This is a genomic window from Edaphobacter sp. FHG110511_03, from assembly GCF_059115365.1.
Window position 1 is genome coordinate 372,148 of sequence record NZ_JBZYWL010000002.1, and the last position, 16,461, is coordinate 388,608.

At 57.1% G+C, this 16,461-nt stretch carries 16 protein-coding genes; 9 read left to right on the top strand and 7 right to left on the bottom strand.

The window, feature by feature from the left end; all coding sequences use genetic code 11:
* Positions 1-98: 98 nt before the first annotated feature.
* The gene (locus AC5S26_RS11000; RefSeq protein WP_494184940.1) at positions 99-1,646 is read left to right on the top strand and encodes an FAD-binding oxidoreductase; all 1,548 of its coding nucleotides are present in this window, start codon (positions 99-101) and stop codon (positions 1,644-1,646) included.
* A 52-nt stretch (positions 1,647-1,698) separates the two neighbouring features.
* On the opposite strand, the gene ypfJ is transcribed toward AC5S26_RS11000, so the two are convergent.
* Positions 1,699-2,568 (bottom strand): KPN_02809 family neutral zinc metallopeptidase, encoded by an 870-nt coding sequence (gene ypfJ / locus AC5S26_RS11005; RefSeq protein ID WP_494184941.1) that lies wholly within the window; start codon positions 2,566-2,568, stop codon positions 1,699-1,701.
* Between the two features lie 147 nt (positions 2,569-2,715).
* Here ypfJ and AC5S26_RS11010 point away from each other — a divergent pair, with 147 nt between their 5' ends.
* Both AC5S26_RS11010 and AC5S26_RS11015 read left to right on the top strand, forming a co-directional pair.
* Positions 2,716-4,308, top strand: coding sequence for an ArnT family glycosyltransferase (locus AC5S26_RS11010; protein WP_494184942.1), 1,593 nt, complete (start codon positions 2,716-2,718; stop codon positions 4,306-4,308).
* A gap of 22 nt (positions 4,309-4,330) precedes the next feature.
* Entirely contained in the window at positions 4,331-5,695 is a 1,365-nt protein-coding gene (locus AC5S26_RS11015) for an APC family permease (protein WP_494184943.1), read from the top strand.
* Positions 5,696-5,830: 135 nt separating this feature from the next.
* On the opposite strand, the gene AC5S26_RS11020 is transcribed toward AC5S26_RS11015, so the two are convergent.
* Positions 5,831-6,784: an aldo/keto reductase gene (locus AC5S26_RS11020; RefSeq protein ID WP_494184944.1), complete on the bottom strand. Its 954-nt coding sequence runs from the start codon at positions 6,782-6,784 to the stop codon at positions 5,831-5,833.
* A 405-nt stretch (positions 6,785-7,189) separates the two neighbouring features.
* Positions 7,190-8,638: a glycogen synthase GlgA gene (gene glgA / locus AC5S26_RS11025; protein ID WP_494184945.1), complete on the bottom strand. Its 1,449-nt coding sequence runs from the start codon at positions 8,636-8,638 to the stop codon at positions 7,190-7,192.
* Positions 8,639-8,718: 80 nt separating this feature from the next.
* Here glgA and rsmA point away from each other — a divergent pair, with 80 nt between their 5' ends.
* Positions 8,719-9,522 (top strand): 16S rRNA (adenine(1518)-N(6)/adenine(1519)-N(6))-dimethyltransferase RsmA, encoded by an 804-nt coding sequence (gene rsmA / locus AC5S26_RS11030; RefSeq protein WP_494184946.1) that lies wholly within the window; start codon positions 8,719-8,721, stop codon positions 9,520-9,522.
* A 19-nt stretch (positions 9,523-9,541) separates the two neighbouring features.
* Here the strand turns inward: rsmA and AC5S26_RS11035 are convergent, their stop codons facing one another.
* The 3 genes from AC5S26_RS11035 to AC5S26_RS11045 all read right to left on the bottom strand — a co-directional run bounded on the left by AC5S26_RS11035 (position 9,542) and on the right by AC5S26_RS11045 (position 11,616).
* Positions 9,542-10,276 carry a hypothetical protein gene (locus tag AC5S26_RS11035; protein WP_494184947.1) on the bottom strand — a complete coding sequence of 245 codons (735 nt, stop codon included), beginning with the start codon at positions 10,274-10,276 and terminating at the stop codon, positions 9,542-9,544.
* Positions 10,273-10,782 (bottom strand): crossover junction endodeoxyribonuclease RuvC, encoded by a 510-nt coding sequence (gene ruvC, locus AC5S26_RS11040; protein ID WP_494184948.1) that lies wholly within the window; start codon positions 10,780-10,782, stop codon positions 10,273-10,275. The genes AC5S26_RS11035 and ruvC overlap by 4 nt, the downstream gene beginning before the upstream one ends.
* Before the next feature lie 63 nt (positions 10,783-10,845).
* Positions 10,846-11,616, bottom strand: a complete 771-nt coding sequence (locus AC5S26_RS11045) for a thiazole synthase (RefSeq protein ID WP_494184949.1) — start codon at positions 11,614-11,616, stop codon at positions 10,846-10,848.
* Positions 11,617-12,016: 400 nt separating this feature from the next.
* On the opposite strand from AC5S26_RS11045, the gene AC5S26_RS11050 reads away from it, so the two are divergent.
* The 3 genes from AC5S26_RS11050 to AC5S26_RS11060 all read left to right on the top strand — a co-directional run bounded on the left by AC5S26_RS11050 (position 12,017) and on the right by AC5S26_RS11060 (position 14,378).
* Positions 12,017-12,238: a DUF3185 domain-containing protein gene (locus AC5S26_RS11050; protein WP_494184950.1), complete on the top strand. Its 222-nt coding sequence runs from the start codon at positions 12,017-12,019 to the stop codon at positions 12,236-12,238.
* 81 nt (positions 12,239-12,319) lie between these two features.
* Positions 12,320-12,982 carry a metal-dependent transcriptional regulator gene (locus AC5S26_RS11055; protein WP_494184951.1) on the top strand — a complete coding sequence of 221 codons (663 nt, stop codon included), beginning with the start codon at positions 12,320-12,322 and terminating at the stop codon, positions 12,980-12,982.
* Between the two features lie 61 nt (positions 12,983-13,043).
* Positions 13,044-14,378 (top strand): Nramp family divalent metal transporter, encoded by a 1,335-nt coding sequence (locus tag AC5S26_RS11060; RefSeq protein WP_494184952.1) that lies wholly within the window; start codon positions 13,044-13,046, stop codon positions 14,376-14,378.
* 12 nt (positions 14,379-14,390) lie between these two features.
* Here AC5S26_RS11060 and AC5S26_RS11065 read toward each other — a convergent pair whose 3' ends face one another.
* Positions 14,391-14,666: a metal/formaldehyde-sensitive transcriptional repressor gene (locus tag AC5S26_RS11065; protein ID WP_494184953.1), complete on the bottom strand. Its 276-nt coding sequence runs from the start codon at positions 14,664-14,666 to the stop codon at positions 14,391-14,393.
* 96 nt (positions 14,667-14,762) lie between these two features.
* Between AC5S26_RS11065 and AC5S26_RS11070 the strand changes: the two genes are divergently transcribed.
* Together AC5S26_RS11070 and AC5S26_RS11075 are read left to right on the top strand one after the other, a co-directional pair.
* Positions 14,763-15,035: a hypothetical protein gene (locus tag AC5S26_RS11070; RefSeq protein ID WP_494184954.1), complete on the top strand. Its 273-nt coding sequence runs from the start codon at positions 14,763-14,765 to the stop codon at positions 15,033-15,035.
* A complete protein-coding gene (locus AC5S26_RS11075; RefSeq protein ID WP_494184955.1) occupies positions 15,035-16,459 on the top strand; it encodes a carbohydrate porin in 1,425 nt (474 codons plus the stop codon). The genes AC5S26_RS11070 and AC5S26_RS11075 overlap by 1 nt, the downstream gene beginning before the upstream one ends.
* Positions 16,460-16,461: the final 2 nt, after the last annotated feature.

Genomic DNA, 16,461 nt, shown 5'->3' on the forward strand with positions numbered 1-16,461 from the left:
GTTATCCATGGAATTTGATGTCCCTCCGCAGTAGGTCGAATGCCTTATTCCCGGCTGTAAATATCTACTGATATTGTGCGAATAGAGGAATTTCCTGCATGTCCATTGAAATTGTGTCGCCCGGCGACATTCGATTTGATCGGCTTAGCCGGGGGCAGAATGCGCGTTTCCCTGAAAGTGGCGACAGAGCCAGCCGCGTAGCACTTTGTGATACCAGTGACGATGTCGCCGAGGCATTGCAACGCTTCGTGCACGCCGGGTTGCGGCCGACAGTTCGTTCGGGAGGACACTGCTATGAAGACTTCGTTGATAACAATCCCGGCGGAGCCATTATCGACATAAGCCTGCTGGCGGGCACCGCTCCGCCTCCGAACGGGCCTAAGTACAGACTAGGTGCAGGCACAACCTTGGGACAGGCTTATCCCGAACTGTACAAGCGGGCCCTGGTAACCATCCCAGGAGGCACCTGCCCTCCGGTAGGAGCAGGCGGACACATAACGGGTGGAGGCTATGGGCTGCTATCGCGGCTGCACGGAATTACTCCGGACTGGGTAACTGCGGTCGATATCGTCACCATAGATCACGCTGGAAACGCTCGTGTCCGCCGTGCCGACAAGCATAACGATGCGGATTTGTTACGTGCATGCCGCGGCGGCGGTGGGGGCAACTTCGGCATCATTACAAATTTTTATTTCGACACTCTTCCCAAGGCCCCCACTGAGGTCTTACGCGGGAGTGTAAGTTTTGGCTGGGATGGAATGACCGAGGAACGCTTTTCCCGCATTCTCTACCTGTTCGGAAACTATTGGGAGACAAGAGGCAGGGATCCAGAGACCTGGGGCCTCTTCTCCATCTTCAATCTTTCGCACCGAAGCTCTGACCATCTGGGAATGTCCGTAACCTTCACGAATCCGGACGGAACAGTAAAGGACACGCGCGTCGTCGAAGAGTTTCTGTCGATGTTCGACGAGTGCAAGCCAGTAGCTCAGCTCTCCGTCCATCCAACGATGGCAGAGCACCATCCGGAGCCGGCACACCCAGGAACCAACCTCTGTTTAGCGAAGCATACGTTAAGCAAGATGCGTTGGATCGATTCGCACGAAAGAGGCGGACGGAACTCCGCGGGCCCTCCCATGGATTACCGTCACAAGTACAAATCCAGTTTTATGAAGAGAGGTTTCAGCAAGGAAGAGATCGCCTGTTTCTATAAGCATCTGACTCGCGAGATAGACGGAGTCGATCTTTCCGGGAACACCGTTCTGGCAGATTCGTTCGGCGGAGCCGTGAACCAGAAACAGAAGTTCGAAGAGACAGCCTCTCCCCAGCGAGATTCCTGCATGAAACTACAGTTCATCGCGAGCTGGACAGATCCGGCTGAGGACCAGGGCCAGATTCAGTGGATGAGAGATTTTTATAAGGACCTGTACGCCGCAACCGGCCCGATGGAGAAGTACGCTGGGACACCGTTCTGGAGCGACCGTTATGAGGGGTGCTACATCAATTATCCCGACGTAGATATGTTGCAACACCCCTATTGGCCGCAACTGTATTACGGTACCGGCGATCTTTATCCCTTTCTGCAGAACGTGAAGCGGAAGTACGACCCAAACAACATTTTTCATCACGCGCTGTCGGTACGGGTCTGAACTGCCGCGTTCGATCGCTCCAAAATTCGGCCTTCTGATCCTTCCGCGGAAATTAGAAGCTTTCGTTGGACCGGGTCTGAAAGGTATTGCACTGGTTTACATCGCCTGATTGCAGGCCGCGCGTAAACCAGCTCTGCCGCTGGGCAGAGGATCCGTGGGTGAAGCTTTCTGGCGATACTGCGCCACGTGACATCTTCTGAATGTGGTCATCGCCAACAGCGGCAGCAGCTTTCAACCCGTCATTTACATCGGCTTGGTCGATCTTGCCGCGCTGCGCCGCCGTATGAGCCCATACCCCAGCAAAACAATCCGCCTGGAGCTCGAGCATCACCGAAAGCTGATTTTTCGCCCCCGGATTTCGCGCCTGAAGCTGCCGCATCTGCTGGTCGATCCCGAGAATATTCTGCACGTGGTGTCCGAGTTCGTGCGCGATCACATAAGCCTGCGCAAAGTCAGCCGTGCTTCCCCCAATGCGGCGAAGCTCATCCCAGAAGCTCAGGTCGATGTAGACCTTCTCATCTGCTGGGCAATAGAACGGTCCCGTCTGGGACTGTGCCGCGCCGCAACCCGATCTCGTGTAGCCACGAAAAAGCACCAGTTTCGCGTGGCGGTAGGATTGTCGTGCCTGCTCCGGCAACAGCCTCTCCCATTGCTGCTGCACGTCGTCCAGCACGAAAGACACAAGTTGTGCCGACCTGTCTTCTGCGGGCGAGGAGGTGGCAGGACGGCTGTTCGTCGTCGCGACGTGTCCTCCACCGGAGAGATAGCTGCCAATGTAGTTGCGACCCGTGACCAGGCTGATAATGACCAGGAAGATGAAGCCGACAATGCCTAACCCGCCTCCGCCGCCAAAGCCGCCGCCCCCCGAAGATCCACGCCTATCCTCAACATCTCTGCTGAGCCCGCCAGGAGTCCAGTCCATCTCTCACCCCACTCAAATTTCAAAACCAGGTATTCCGGGCCCAATGAATTGCCAATGGCACCATGTTAGATCAGGGAACGAAAAATTACCCCGCACCGTAACCATCTGAGAAAGAATAGTATCGAATTCTTCTCCGGAGAACCTCTCTTGTCCACAAGTACGGCAGATGCACCGACTACGATTGTGCGCCCCTTGGATAGCTCACTACGCGATGCTCTCCGCCTAGCATTCCTGTTCGCTGCCATTAAGCTCGTCCTTCATATTGCGACCAATCTCTGGCAGGCGCACCTGGGCTGGGGATACTTCCGTGACGAGATGTACTACATCATCTGCGGACGCCACCTTGCATGGGGTTATGTCGATCACGGTCCCATCGTCGCCGTGCAGGCCCGGCTCGGCGAGGCTCTCTTCGGCGATTCGCTCGCCGGAATCCGCATGTTCTCTGCTCTTGCCGGGGCAGCGCGTGTCTTCCTCACCGGCCTCCTCGCCTGGTCGCTCGGCGGCCGCCGCCCCGCGCAGGCGCTGGCGATGATCTGCATTCTCGTGGCACCGCAGTACCTCGGCATCGATAGCTTCCTCTCCATGAACTCCTTTGAGTCAATGTTCTGGATGCCCTGCCTGCTCGCACTCATTCTCATTCTGCGCGGCGGCAGCGAGCGATGGTGGCTTCTGTTCGGAATTTCCGCAGGCATCGGATTGTTGAACAAGCCTTCTATGGCCTTCTTCCTCATAGCGCTGCTCATCGCTCTGTTGCTTACACCACAAAGACGCCTGCTCGCCAACCGCTGGGCTCTGGTCGCCGTGACTTTGCTCATTCTGATCGCCCTACCCAACCTGCTGTGGCAGGTTCACAACCAGTGGCCCACCCTCGAATTCCTGCACAATGGCAGAGTCCATCACAAGAACGTCGAGCTGGGCCCAGTCGACTTTCTGCTGACGCAGATCAAAAATCTCCACCCACTGACCCTGCTCGTCTGGGGCGCCGGCCTTGTTCGGTTGCTGCGTTCACGCGACTACCGTTGGCTTGGGCTCATGTTTGTCTTCTTACTCGCAGCCATGATGGCGTTGCACGCGAAGGACTATTATTTGATTCCCGTTTATCCGATTCTCTTCGCTGCGGGCGGCGTCGCATGGGAGAACTACTACGCCCGCTACTCCCGCGTCTCCCAGAATCGCGCCTTTGCCTTTCCCCTGCTCGAAGGCGCGCTCATTCTCACTGGCGTAGCTCTCATGCCACTCGCCATCCCCGTTCTGAGGCCGGAGCCATGGATCGCTTATGCACGCGCCTTGCACCTCTATGAGGTCACCAGCAGCGAACACCAAGTCTCCAGCTCACTGCCGCAGTTCTACGCCGACCGATTCGGTTGGCAGGAGTATGCCGATCAGGTGGAGCGCATCTACAAAAGCCTTACCCCACAGGAACAAGCGGTCGCCGTCATCTTCGGAGATGACTACGGCCTCTCAAGCGCCATCAACTTCCTCGGACACGATCTCCCATTTGCCATCGGCCGACACAACAACTACTTTCTTTGGGGACCTCAAGGAAAAACCGGCGAAGTCTTCATCCTGCTCGGGAGCGATGGCAAAGGTCTCACAGACCGATGGAACTCCGTCACCGTTGTTGGTGAGATGAACAATCCCTACGCCATGCCCTACGAGCGCCGGAAGATCTATCTCTGTCGAGGGCTCAAGATGCCACCTCTACCGCAAGTGTGGCCGAAACTGAAGCACTACATTTGATGTGCTACTCTCCCAACAACCCATGCAACAGACAGAGCAGCCACAGACGGAGCTTCCGCGTGTCCTAAACGCCTCGCACGCCACGTCCATTGTGGTCGGAATCATCATCGGCAGCGGAATCTTCCTGGTTCCACGCGAGATGATGGCTGCGGTTGGCTCCTCGGGGATGGTCTATGCGGTATGGATCGTCGGGGGCCTGCTCTCGCTCTTCGGAGCCATGACCTACGCCGAGATCGCCGCCCTCCACCCGAAGTACGGTGGCGAGTATGCCTTTCTCCGCGAGGCCTACGGCGATCTCGTCGGCTTCCTCTACATGTGGACCTGGATCACCATCGCAAAACCTGCCTCCATCGCCACCATCGCCGCAGGCTTGGCCCGCGTACTCGCAACCTTCCCCGTCTTCCACTTCTTCGAAGACCGCGCCTTTGGCCCGCTCCTGTGGAGTCAGATCTTCGCTATCGCCATGACGTGGCTCATCACCGGGCTGAACATCCTCGGCACTCGTAAGTCCGGCAACGTGCAACTAGCCCTCACTTGGCTCAAGATTCTGCTGATCGTCATCATCGCGGGTGTCTGCTTTGGAGCAGCCGGGCATCATGGTTCCTGGCATAACTTCGCCACCGAGTTCACCGGGGCCCGCGGAGGATTCTCCGGCTTCATGATCGCTCTCATCGCCGCACTCTGGGCCTACGACGGTTGGAGCGACGTCACCCAGATGGCCGGCGAAGTACAGAAACCGCAGCGCAGCCTTCCACTGGCATTAGTAGGCGGAGTAGCCATCGTAGGCGGCCTCTACATGCTCACCAACGCCGCCATCCAATACGTCATGCCCGCAGCAGCCATCGCCGCATCGGATCGTCCGGCAGCGGATGCCCTGCAGTCGATCGTTGGAGCGTGGGGAGCAGGTCTCGTCTCAGTTGGAATGGCGGTCAGCATCTGCGCGACCTTCGTAGGCTCCTCACTCTCGGGTGCCCGCGTTCCCTTCGCCGCCGCCTACGATGGACTCTTCTTCCATCAGCTCGCACACGTCCATCCGCGCTTTCGCACACCTTCCACGTCGCTGATCCTGCAGGCCGTCCTAAGCTCGCTCCTTCTGCTCGCCATAGGTCGCTTCCAGGCGCTGTTCTCGCTCGCCATCTTCGCGGAGTGGTTCTTCTATGCGTTGACCGCCAGCACCGTCTTCGTCTTCCGCCGCCGAGAGCCCAACCTGGCCCGCCCCTACAGCGTCTGGGGATACCCCGTGATTCCACTACTCTTCATCGCCGCTGCTGTGGTGCTGCTCGTCTTCTCCTTCGCCGACCAGCCAAGGAACTCCATCATCGGAACCATCATCATTCTTCTGGGAATCCCACTGCACTATGCCTTCCAGAAGAGAGCTCGCGCATAGCGACAGGAACCGAAGAGGCCACAATCATTGTCGTCTCGACTGAAGCCCGCCACCGTCATCTCGACCGGAGCGCAGCGGAGCGGAGAGATCCCTGTATTCCCCACTCCGGGCACCACAAACAAATTACCAATGCAACTAGGCAACATGCTCCGCCAGATAATCCCGAATCTCTCCATACTCCGCATCGGAAAGCCTGAAGGCAGCCGCAGGAATCGTCCCCTCCACCTGCTTCGCATTACGTCCGCCCACAATCGCCGCTGTAACCGCGGGGTTGTGCAGCGTCCACGCAATCGCCACGACGCCGGCACTCACATCATGGCGTGCACCGATCTTTCCAAGAAACTCCGCCACAGCAAGGTTTCGTGACAGCAGCGGCTCCTGATAGTTCTTCGCATTGCGCCGAAAATCATCCTTAGGAAAGTTGGCAACGCGCTCCTTTGTCATGGCACCCGTCAATAGACCAGAGTGCATCGGCGCATAGTTGACCGTGCCAATGTTGTTCTTCAGGCAGAAGGGCAGAATCTCCGCCTCCACCGTTCGGTTCAGCATGGAGTAGGGTGGCTGATTCGAAGTGATGGGAGCGATCTTCATCGCGCGTTCCATCTGGTTCACGTTGAAGTTCGAAACGCCAATCCAGCGAACCTTGCCCTCCTTCTTCAGATCCGCCATCACACTCCACGCCTCTTCGACATCCTCATCCGGCTTAGGCCAGTGCATCTGGTAAAGGTCGATGGCATCCACCTGGAGACGACGAAGGCTGTCTTCTAACTCGCGCCGAACCTGCTTCAGGCTGTTGGTCACCTCACGTTTCTCATCCCACACCAGGCCGCACTTGGTAAAGACATAGGGCTTGTGAGAGCTCGTCTTCAAAGCCCTCGCCACCACCTCTTCGGAGTGGCCCAACCCATAGACTGCAGCCGTGTCGATCCAGTTGATCCCCAGATCGAGCGCCTTATGAATGGCCGCAACCGAATCGTTGTCGTCCTGCGGTCCCCAGGCGAACTGCCAGTCCCCTCCCCCGATAGCCCAAGCGCCAAAACCAAGGGGTGTCAGCTCCAGATCCGAATTGCCTAATCTCTTCTTTTCCATCTCGTCACTTCTCCTATGCTGTTCAAAGCTCGCTATCTCGTGAAACACGTTACAGACCTCCATGCATCACGCATGAAGGCCACCCAAAGTCTGTCAAGGCACCCACCCACCTAACCTGAACAAATCAAGACAAATCCACTTGCCGATTCGTTCCACTCAACCAGCTAAACTTAATCCATAAGACTCACACGCTATTTACTTCCGAAAGTCGGTTTCAAAGCTGGATCCAGTCCAATGGCTTCAGCCCCTGAAGAACTCTTTAAGACCGACCATGCTAAATCGTCGCTCGTTTTATCCAACACAAAATCAAGGACTTGCACTAAACAACCTGAATTCAAGACTTTGCAAAGTTAGTCCAAAGCTAAAGTTAATAGAATGAAGACTTTGCGCAAGTTTACGGGGTGCCTAGGTGCGGTTCTGAATGACCCGCTCGTAGACTCGTACATATTCCTGAGCTGGCTTATCCCAGGAGAAGTCCAGAGCCATCGCACGCTGCATCATCTTCTTCCAGGTCTTCTTATCCTGGAAGGTCGTTAGAGCGCGCTGCACAGCATCGAGCAGAGCGCTTGCGTCGTAGCCCGTGAACACGAAGCCGTCTCCTTCTCCGTCAGGCTTCTCCTCCACGGAGTCCTGCAGCCCTCCTGTCGCACGGACAACAGGAATCGTGCCGTACTTCAGGCTGTAGATCTGGTTCAGCCCCCCCGGCTCATAGCGTGAGGGCATCAGGAAGATATCCGATCCGGCCTCGATCTTGTGCGCCATCACGTTGTCGAACTTCACCTGCACGCGCATCTTCTCCGGATAACGCTCGGCCATCTCGGTCAACAGGCGCTCGTAATACTCCTCGCCGCTGCCCAGCATCACCAGCACCACGTCCTCCTGCAGCAGGCGGTCGAGGATATTGACAATAAGATCGATTCCCTTCTGGGTTGCGAAGCGCGAGACCACGCCGATGACGGCGGTGCTGTCTTCGATATCCTCCAATCGCAAGGCGTGAAGCAGATCGCGCCGGCACTCCTTCTTGCCATCGAGCTTGTCCGCCGTGTAATGCGCGGCGATGTTCGGGTCGATCGCAGGATCCCACTCACTGTAGTCGGCTCCGTTGAGGATGCCGAAGAGATCGCCGGACCGGCGGCGCAAAGTATCTTCAAGCCCGTTTCCAAACTCCGCCGTCTGAATCTCCAGCGCGTAGGTCTGGCTGACGGTGGTGATGGCATCCGAATACACGACGCCGCCCTTCAGGAAGTTCACCTTGTCGTACTGCTCGAGCGCGTCCATCTTGAACATGTCCCACGGCAGCAGCAGTGTCTCCATCGTGCGCGGGGGAAACCATCCCTGGTAACCGGCGTTGTGAATCGTCAGCACTGCAGGGACGTGACGGAAGACCGGATCGAAGTAGTAGATTGATCGGAGCATGACGGCGGCCATCGCGGCCTGCCAGTCGTGGACATGAAATACATCCGGAACTCCAATGACCTTCGTCGCTTCGATCACTGCGCGGCAGAAGGTTCCAAAACGCTCTGCGTTGTCGGGGTAGTCGCCGGAGGGAGTCGCGTAAAAACTCTCCCGGTCAAATAGCTCCGGACTATCAACAAAGTACATCTGCACGCCATCGACACTTCCGCCATCCAGAATCCGGACAAAGCGGTTATACGACGGAAAAGGGATCGTTACGCTCTCCAGGACCATCGGAGGGTTCGATATCGCCTTCGCAACCTGACGATAGTACGGAATGAAAACCTGCACCTTGTGCCCCATCTTCACCAGCATCTTCGGCAGGGCGCTGATCACATCTGCCAGTCCTCCAGTCTTCGCCCAGGGTGCGCACTCCGATGCCGCGAACACAATATGCATGCCGTCTCCTCTTCCTTCTTCGACCAAAACGTTAGTCTATACAAAGAGATGCAGAAAATAGATATCAGGCTTCCGAACCTATGAAACGTAAACCAAAACTTGGCCAGAATTTCCTCATTGACGACCGCGCGCGCCACGCCATCGCCGACGCCCTCGGCGATGTGAGCCAGCGGACCGTCCTCGAGATCGGTCCCGGTCACGGAGCCATCACCGAAATTCTTGCCCTGCGAGCGGGACGCCTCATCGCACTTGAGCTCGACCGAGAGCTCGCCCCTGCCCTCGCACACCGCTTCGCGGATCAACCCCAGGTCAAAGTGGTCGAGATCGATATTCTCAAGGCCGACTTCCCCTCCCTCATCCCACCAGGAGAGACCGCCGACGTCATCGGCAACCTGCCCTATTACATTACCTCCGATATCCTGTTGAAGCTCTTCGCTGCGGGTTCGGCAGGGCTGCTATCCCGCGCCGTGGTCATGATGCAGCGTGAGGTTGCTGACCGCGTCTCTGCATCGCCCGGCGTCCGCGACTACGGCCTGCTTTCTGCCACCGCGCAGATGAACGCACAGGTGGAGAACCTCTTCACACTTCCGCCTTCCGCCTTTTCGCCGGCTCCAGAGGTGTACTCGACGGTGCTTCGGCTGCATTTCGCTCCGCGCTTCACAGAGCTGGGGGTCGATCCGACCGACTTCAATAAATTCTTGAAGCAAAGCTTCGCGCAGAAGCGCAAGACGCTAGAAAACAACCTTCGCGCCGCTGGATATTCTCCTTCTCATCTGGCTGCAATATGGCCCGAAGCCATCCATCGGCAGGCACGCGCCGAGTCCCTCAGCCTGGAAGTCATGGCCATGCTCCACCGTTCCCTCGCACAAGCTGCTGCGGGATAGAGGTGCCGATTCGTTGAAGCTATTTGGGAGGCTCTTCCGCTTGGGCCAGCAACCTCGCGGCTCGCTCCCGCACACGCTGCATCAGCGCCTCATCTGCGACGATCGAACGCAACGCCGGGGCGATGTTGCCAAGCTCGAGCGCTCTCTTTTCCTCGATCTCATGATTGAAGACGTCAATCTCGGAGTAAAGACCCAGCCGGTCAAATCGATGCATGAATTCCAGCTTCCGCCCTTCGTCCATGGTGAAGGCAATAGCCTGAAACATCTCCGTGAGCTGGGTAACGCCTTTGTTCTCCGAGTAATTGTAGAGACACGATCCCTGCCCATCGGCGCCCTTGTAGCTAAGGGTTTTCTTGCCCGTATCAGCTATATTCTTCGCCTTAGACGCACACTCCATGTTGAAATGATCCAGCGACTGGGCAGTCTTGAAGATCGTCTCGGTCGTCGCAGAACTGATCTTGAGGGGTCGATTTACCGGGGGACTTGTGGCTGCCGGCTGCATCGCCGCCGCCCCGCCACCGCTGACCGCGGCAATCTGAGCCTGGTAGGTTCCTGTGCCATCTTCACGAACCACGATCGTAAACTTCGGCACCGACAGTCCCACTCGCTCAAACTGGAAGCTGACCTCCGAACTCGCAGACGCTGGCGAACTCGCAGGCGTTGGCGTAGGAGAGGGTGCGGGGTCCGCAGCCTGTACCACCGCCTGGGCACAACAGACCGTCGTCAAGCTTAGGAATAAACCGAGTATCTTCATCGAAGAGAACCTTGTGCTAGAAGGGTCTGCGCGGTGTGGATATGGCAGATGGCGATGGCCAGCGCATCGGCCGCATCCGCCGAATCTGGAGCCTCATCGAGTTCCAGTAAGCGAGTCACCATAAACTGCACTTGCTCCTTCGCTGCCAGTCCATACCCGACGACAGAGCTCTTGATCTTCAGCGGCGCATACTCCACGATCTCCAGGCCCAGACTGGCCGCTGCCAGCATGGCTACGCCGCGTACCTGTCCCAGCTTCAGCGCCGATTTCGCATTGGCCGAGAAGAAGACCTCCTCAATCGCCACCACGTCCGGCTCATGCAGGGCCATTCCCGCCGTCAGCTCTGCATACACCTGCGCCAGCCGCTGCGGTGTCTTCTCTTTCTTATTGAGCCGAATGGTTCCCGCCGCGACGTGAAGCAGGCGCGGCATCCGTGCCTCGCAATCCACCTCGACAACACCATATCCGGTGAACTCCGTTCCGCAGTCAATCCCGAAGACCCGCATGGGCGAAGTTTACTTCATTTCGCTAGCGCCTTCGGCTATCGAAATTGAGTCCGGCGAGTTCCGCTACTTCGAGATTCCCTCAAGTGGCGAGCTCGCCGTGGCATAGAGCTTGCGAGGCATTCTTCCTGCAAGGTAAGCCTGGCGCCCTGCCAGCACGGCGTGCTGCATCGCCTCTGCCATCAGGAGGGGGTCCTTCGCCTGGGCGATCGCTGTATTCATCAGCACGCCGTCAAAACCCAGTTCCATCGCCACCGTGGCATCCGACGCCGTTCCCACTCCCGCGTCGACGATCAGAGGAACCTCGGTAATCAGCTCACGGAGAATCCTCAGGTTAGCCGTGTTCTGCAGCCCGAGCCCGCTTCCGATCGGGGCGCCCAAAGGCATAACGGCCGCTGCTCCAGCATCGATCAATCTCTTCGCAAATACAATATCATCAGAAGTATACGGAAGAACTGTAAACCCTTCCTTTACCAATACTCTGGTGGCTTCAAGCGTTGCCTGAACGTCAGGATAGAGCGTGGCCTGATCGCCGATCACCTCTATCTTCACCCAGTTCGACAACCCCACTTCACGTCCAAGTCGAGCCGCCCGGATTGCCTCTTCCGCCGTATAGCAACCTGCTGTATTGGGAAGTAGAAAATAGCGCTGCGGATCGATAAAGTCGAGCAGGGATTCACTCGAGCGATCGAGATTGATTCGTCGCACCGCGACCGTGACCATCTCCGCCCCCGAGGCCTCGATGGCGGCTTGTGTCTCCGGCCCATCCTTGTACTTCCCCGTCCCTACGATCAGCCGTGATTGAAAGGCTCTTCCCGCGATTACCAGAGGTGTCATGCAATCCATTCTAAGACCAAACGCGAACGGCCCGCGCTCCTGAGAGCTGCGGGCCGTTGCCGGTGAACTGTTGAGATTGACCTGAGGCGTCCAATGCCCGGACTTACCTCGGCGGAGTATTCAGCGAGTTACTGAAGATCGCCAGGACCAAGAGCAGGGACGCTCTAAGCCTCAGTCACCTCACGTACATGGATCGTACTCGAACTGTCTGTTTTCATAGGCTGGATCATCCTCCTTTCCCGTGTACTGCAAGCGTAACCCCTCAGCCTGCCCGGAATCAAGTTCACCAGCCGTCTCCGTACATCTCGCTACAGGGGGGTGGGCATCGGACCTGTAACGACACGGGGCCGCCAAGAACAGCCCTGAGCCAATCTGCCGCACGAAAGGTTCTCTGAGAAAAATGAAACCCGCAACCATCATTGGAATCGTTCTTATTCTGTTAGGAATTGTCGGCTTCGCTACGGGTGGATTCAGCTTTACCCATCAGCATAAAGATGTCGATGCCGGCCCTATCCAGATCTCCCACGACAAGAAAGAAACGGTTCCGATCTCTCCCATCCTAAGCACAGTTGCTCTCATCGCCGGAGCTGGATTGGTCGTCGTTGGAGCAAAAGCCCGGTAAGCACGGAGTCTCTATCCTTCGACCTTTTGCATTAGCTATAGTTAATGCTGATCCCCAGATCTGCATGTGCGAAAGGTCCGGATGAGAGACTCCATCACGGTTTCCAAAGAAGACTATCTAAAAGCAATTCTCGAAGCTGAGTCCGAAGGTCAGCACGTAATCTCTGCCACACTGGCCCATTGGCTGTCGGTGTCGCCACCGGCAGTCACAATGGCTCTCAAGCGGCTGAAGCGGGATGGATACGTGCTCGTCAAGACGGACGGCACCCTCCAGCTTTCCGCAAAAGGTAAGGAGACGGCCTATCGGACTGCACTTCGTCACCACCTGATTGAGCGCATGCTGGCGGAGATCTTCGGCATGGAGTGGTACCGGATTCACGATGAAGCCGAACGCCTGGAGCATGCAGTTTCCCCTGCCTTCGAGGCCAAACTGATCGAAAAACTGGGGGAACGTGGAACCTGTCCTCACGGAAACCAGGTTCTGCCCGAGAGCCCGGCACGCAGAAAAAAGCGTGGCCTGATCCAGCTCTCCGAGGCCGAAGAACGGGGGGAATACACGGTGGCAAGCCTGTACGAGCGCGACCCCAAGCTGCTTCTGTTCCTGCATAAGCTTGGAATCGACCCCCAATCTCCGATTCGGATCGTCGCAAAGAACTACGACGAGACGCTCGCCATCGAGACGGATAAAGGCGCTTTCACGCTGGGCCGACCCGCGGCCGATAAAGTATGGGTTCGAACGAAATAACCTAAACTTAAAATAATTCTGTTAACCACAGTTAACACCCTGTGGCATACTGGTCTCAAGAGTGACCCCAACATCCATTTCGATGCGGCGGGAGACGGCCCTCCGCCCTTCTCTGTCAGGCGTCAACTCCAGTGTGCGCGTCTCGGAGTCTCATCGGCTCTGGAAGCGCGCCGCCGGATTCATTGGCCCTGGATTTATGGTGGCTGTCGGCTATATGGACCCAGGCAACTGGGCCACCGATCTGGCGGCAGGGTCGAAGTACGGCTATACCCTTCTCTTTGTCATCATGGCTTCGAACCTGATGGCGATCCTTCTGCAGAGCCTCTCGCTCAAGCTCGGCATCGCCTCGGAGCGTGATCTTGCCCAGGCCTGCCGCGAACGCTACAGTCGCCCTGTCACCCTGGCGCTCTGGATCTTCGCCGAGATCGCCATCGCGGCCTGCGATCTGGCGGAGGTCATCGGTTCGGCAATCGCGCTCCAGCTTCTCTTCGGAATTCCGCTGATTGCAGGCGTCATCATCACCAGTCTCGATGTCTTCCTTATTCTTCTCCTCGAAAATAAGGGTTTCCGCTACCTTGAAGCATTCGTCATGGTGCTGATCGGGACGATCGCAGTTCTCTTCGGCGTTGAGATCATTCTGTCGCGTCCTGAGTGGCTGCCCATTGCCCACCATCTGTTTGTCCCGTCCAAGGCTGTGCTGGCCAATCCCGAGATGCTCTACATCGCGATCAGCATCCTTGGCGCGACGGTCATGCCGCATAACCTCTATCTGCACTCTTCCATCGTGCAGACGAGAGACTATCCGCGCACGAAATCCGGCAAACGTGAGGCTATCCGCCTGGCGAACTTCGACAGTGCCACGGCCCTCACCTTGGCGCTGTTCATCAACGCCGCCATCCTCATCGTGGCCGCAGCCGTCTTCCATCGCTCAGGCCATACCGAGGTTGCAGAGATCGGGGATGCCTACAAACTTCTGAGTCCCCTGTTGGGATATACCGGTGCCAGCATGATGTTTGCGCTCGCCCTGCTGGCCTCTGGTCAAAACTCCACCGTGACCGGAACCCTCGCAGGACAGATTGTGATGGAAGGCTTTCTCGATATACACCTTCCTAACTGGCTGCGTCGGCTTATTACACGACTGGTGGCTATCGTTCCTACCGTCATCGTGACCGCCCTCTATGGAACATCGGGTACGGGACGGCTGCTCGTCTTCAGCCAGGTCATTCTCAGCATGCAGCTCAGCTTTGCAGTCTTTCCCCTCGTTCGGTTTACAAGCGATCCAAAGATGATGGGACCGTTCGTTAACAGGCCTTGGGTGCGCGTGCTCAGCTGGATGGTGGCTCTCCTGATCGCAGGACTGAACGCCTGGCTGCTCGTTCAGGTTTTTCGTGCTTGATATCCGTAGCCACTACTTCAGATAGGCCCTGACCAATTCGATCAAATCCTCACCTAAATCAGGAGTTAACGGAGCATGACCGTCTTCCAGAAGATGCAAACGGATATGATCCTCTAAAACCTCGGCCATCAGGCCGTTAATTCCACCCCGTACTGCAGCCAGTTGCATCAACACTTCGGCACATTCATGATCGTTTGAGCCAAGCTTCCTCTCCACTGCCTCCATTTGGCCGCGAATCCGCTTGATTCGATTCTGCAGCTTCGTTCGCTCTCGATCATTTTGGGCCATTTTTATCTCCTCTTAATACCGGTAGGGGGTATAGTATTCCCAATCATACTTTGCGATCCATAGTTTTCAAAGTTCGCGGAAAGGAGAAGAACGCCAATGATCCAAGCCTTTTTTACACGGGCCCGACTTCGCCGGCTCCAGGCGAAACCGCAGCCTGAGATCCACTCCCGCTGGGTCCAGACTGCCGACGAACGATGTCCTATTGCCTGCACCTGGTTCACCCTTCCTGAGAGTTTCGACGAACAAGACGATGACCCAGGATCAGCATGGCCTGCCCTTCTCCGCTTTGGGTGGAGGGCAGGCGTTCTCTCACTCTTCCGCCCTCTTCCGCAGCCTCAACCCAATTTCTATGGATATCTTGAAGCCTGATGCGATCGCTGACCCTCTTGCTGATTGTTGCTTTTTCTCCTTTCGCTGTCGCTCAGACGAATGGGTTACTCCCTGCGTCGGACACTTCGAGCTCACTCCCTGACGCCCCGTCGACCGACACACCCACAACCGTCTTTCCGCATTCTGATACCACCCCGTACTTCATCGCCGGACAGGCCAACATCGTCTTTCAGGCGCATGGCCCTTTTCACTCGCCCTACGACGGAACAAACAGCCTGCAGGGACGAGGCGAATACAAGACCTCCCTCGTAGGAACGCTCTTTCTCGGCCTTCAGCTTCACCACAAGTGGCGCTATGCCACCGATGCCATCGTAGATTTCGAATCCGCCGGAGGCCGCGGCATCAGTCAAGCGCTCGGTCTGGCGGGCTTTACGAATCTCGATGTCGTCCGGAATCCCAGCCTGGGCTCAAAGCCCTACCTGGCGCGAGTCGTAATTCATCAGGTGCTCGGCCTCAGCAACACGCTCGTCGAAACCGATCGCACCCCGAACTCCCTCTCCACGCAATTACCGGAGCGACGCTTCGAGCTCCACGCTGGCAAGATGAGCATGCCCGACTACTTCGATGTGAATTCAGTCGGCTCCGACAGCCATCTCCAATTCCTCAACTGGACCGTCGACAACGATGGCGCCTGGGACTACGCCGCAGATACCCGCGGATATACCTTTGCGGCAGTTCTCGAGTACCACGATCGCTCCTGGTCGGCCCGTTATGGCATTGCAGCCATGCCCACGGTTGCCAACGGCATCGATCTCGATTGGGCCTTCAGCCGAGCGAACGGTCAGAACTTCGAGTTTGAACTGCGCAAATCGCTCCTCGGCCATCTTGTTTCTCCCGAACGCAAAGGAACCGTGCGTGTTCTCAGCTTCGTCAACCACGCGCATATGGGTCTTTATCGCGACGCAGTCAACGCGTACCTCTCCGGTCAAGATGCAAAGCCCGATATTGCAGCCCATGCAAAGTTCGGCGCGGTGAAATATGGTTTTGCTCTTAATGCCGAGCAGGAGATCACCTCGAACCTGCGCACGTATCTGCGCGTCGGCTGGAACGAGGGCCAGCATGAGTCCTACGCCTATACCGAGGTGGACCAGACCGTCGCCTTTGGCGGCGACTACTCCGGCCGCGCCTTCTCCCGCCCCAATGACAAAATCGGCCTCACCTTCGTCTCGAACGCGATCAAGCGCGACCACCAGAACTATCTGCGCTACGGAGGCCTCGGCTTCATTCTCGGCGACGGCAACCTGAACTATGCCCGCGAAGACATTCTCGAGAGCTACTACAACCTGCACGCCTGGCGTGGCGTCTTCTACGCTCTCAACCTGCAGTTCGTCGATCATCCCGGCTACAACAAGGACCGCGGCCCCGTCCTCGTCGAGGCCGTTCGCATGCACGTCGACTTCTAACA

What these genes read in the sequence shown, in the direction of transcription:
- AC5S26_RS11035 (WP_494184947.1), bottom strand. Translation starts at nt 10,276, where the DNA reads ATGAAGATACTCGGTTTATTCCTAAGCTTGACGACGGTCTGTTGTGCC.
- ypfJ (WP_494184941.1), bottom strand. Translation starts at nt 2,568, where the DNA reads ATGGACTGGACTCCTGGCGGGCTCAGCAGAGATGTTGAGGATAGGCGT.
- AC5S26_RS11050 (WP_494184950.1), top strand. Translation starts at nt 12,017, where the DNA reads ATGAAACCCGCAACCATCATTGGAATCGTTCTTATTCTGTTAGGAATT.
- ruvC (WP_494184948.1), bottom strand. Translation starts at nt 10,782, where the DNA reads ATGCGGGTCTTCGGGATTGACTGCGGAACGGAGTTCACCGGATATGGT.
- AC5S26_RS11065 (WP_494184953.1), bottom strand. Translation starts at nt 14,666, where the DNA reads ATGGCCCAAAATGATCGAGAGCGAACGAAGCTGCAGAATCGAATCAAG.
- AC5S26_RS11020 (WP_494184944.1), bottom strand. Translation starts at nt 6,784, where the DNA reads ATGGAAAAGAAGAGATTAGGCAATTCGGATCTGGAGCTGACACCCCTT.
- AC5S26_RS11015 (WP_494184943.1), top strand. Translation starts at nt 4,331, where the DNA reads ATGCAACAGACAGAGCAGCCACAGACGGAGCTTCCGCGTGTCCTAAAC.
- AC5S26_RS11055 (WP_494184951.1), top strand. Translation starts at nt 12,320, where the DNA reads ATGAGAGACTCCATCACGGTTTCCAAAGAAGACTATCTAAAAGCAATT.
- AC5S26_RS11045 (WP_494184949.1), bottom strand. Translation starts at nt 11,616, where the DNA reads ATGACACCTCTGGTAATCGCGGGAAGAGCCTTTCAATCACGGCTGATC.
- rsmA (WP_494184946.1), top strand. Translation starts at nt 8,719, where the DNA reads ATGAAACGTAAACCAAAACTTGGCCAGAATTTCCTCATTGACGACCGC.
- AC5S26_RS11070 (WP_494184954.1), top strand. Translation starts at nt 14,763, where the DNA reads ATGATCCAAGCCTTTTTTACACGGGCCCGACTTCGCCGGCTCCAGGCG.
- glgA (WP_494184945.1), bottom strand. Translation starts at nt 8,638, where the DNA reads ATGCATATTGTGTTCGCGGCATCGGAGTGCGCACCCTGGGCGAAGACT.
- AC5S26_RS11075 (WP_494184955.1), top strand. Translation starts at nt 15,035, where the DNA reads ATGCGATCGCTGACCCTCTTGCTGATTGTTGCTTTTTCTCCTTTCGCT.
- AC5S26_RS11000 (WP_494184940.1), top strand. Translation starts at nt 99, where the DNA reads ATGTCCATTGAAATTGTGTCGCCCGGCGACATTCGATTTGATCGGCTT.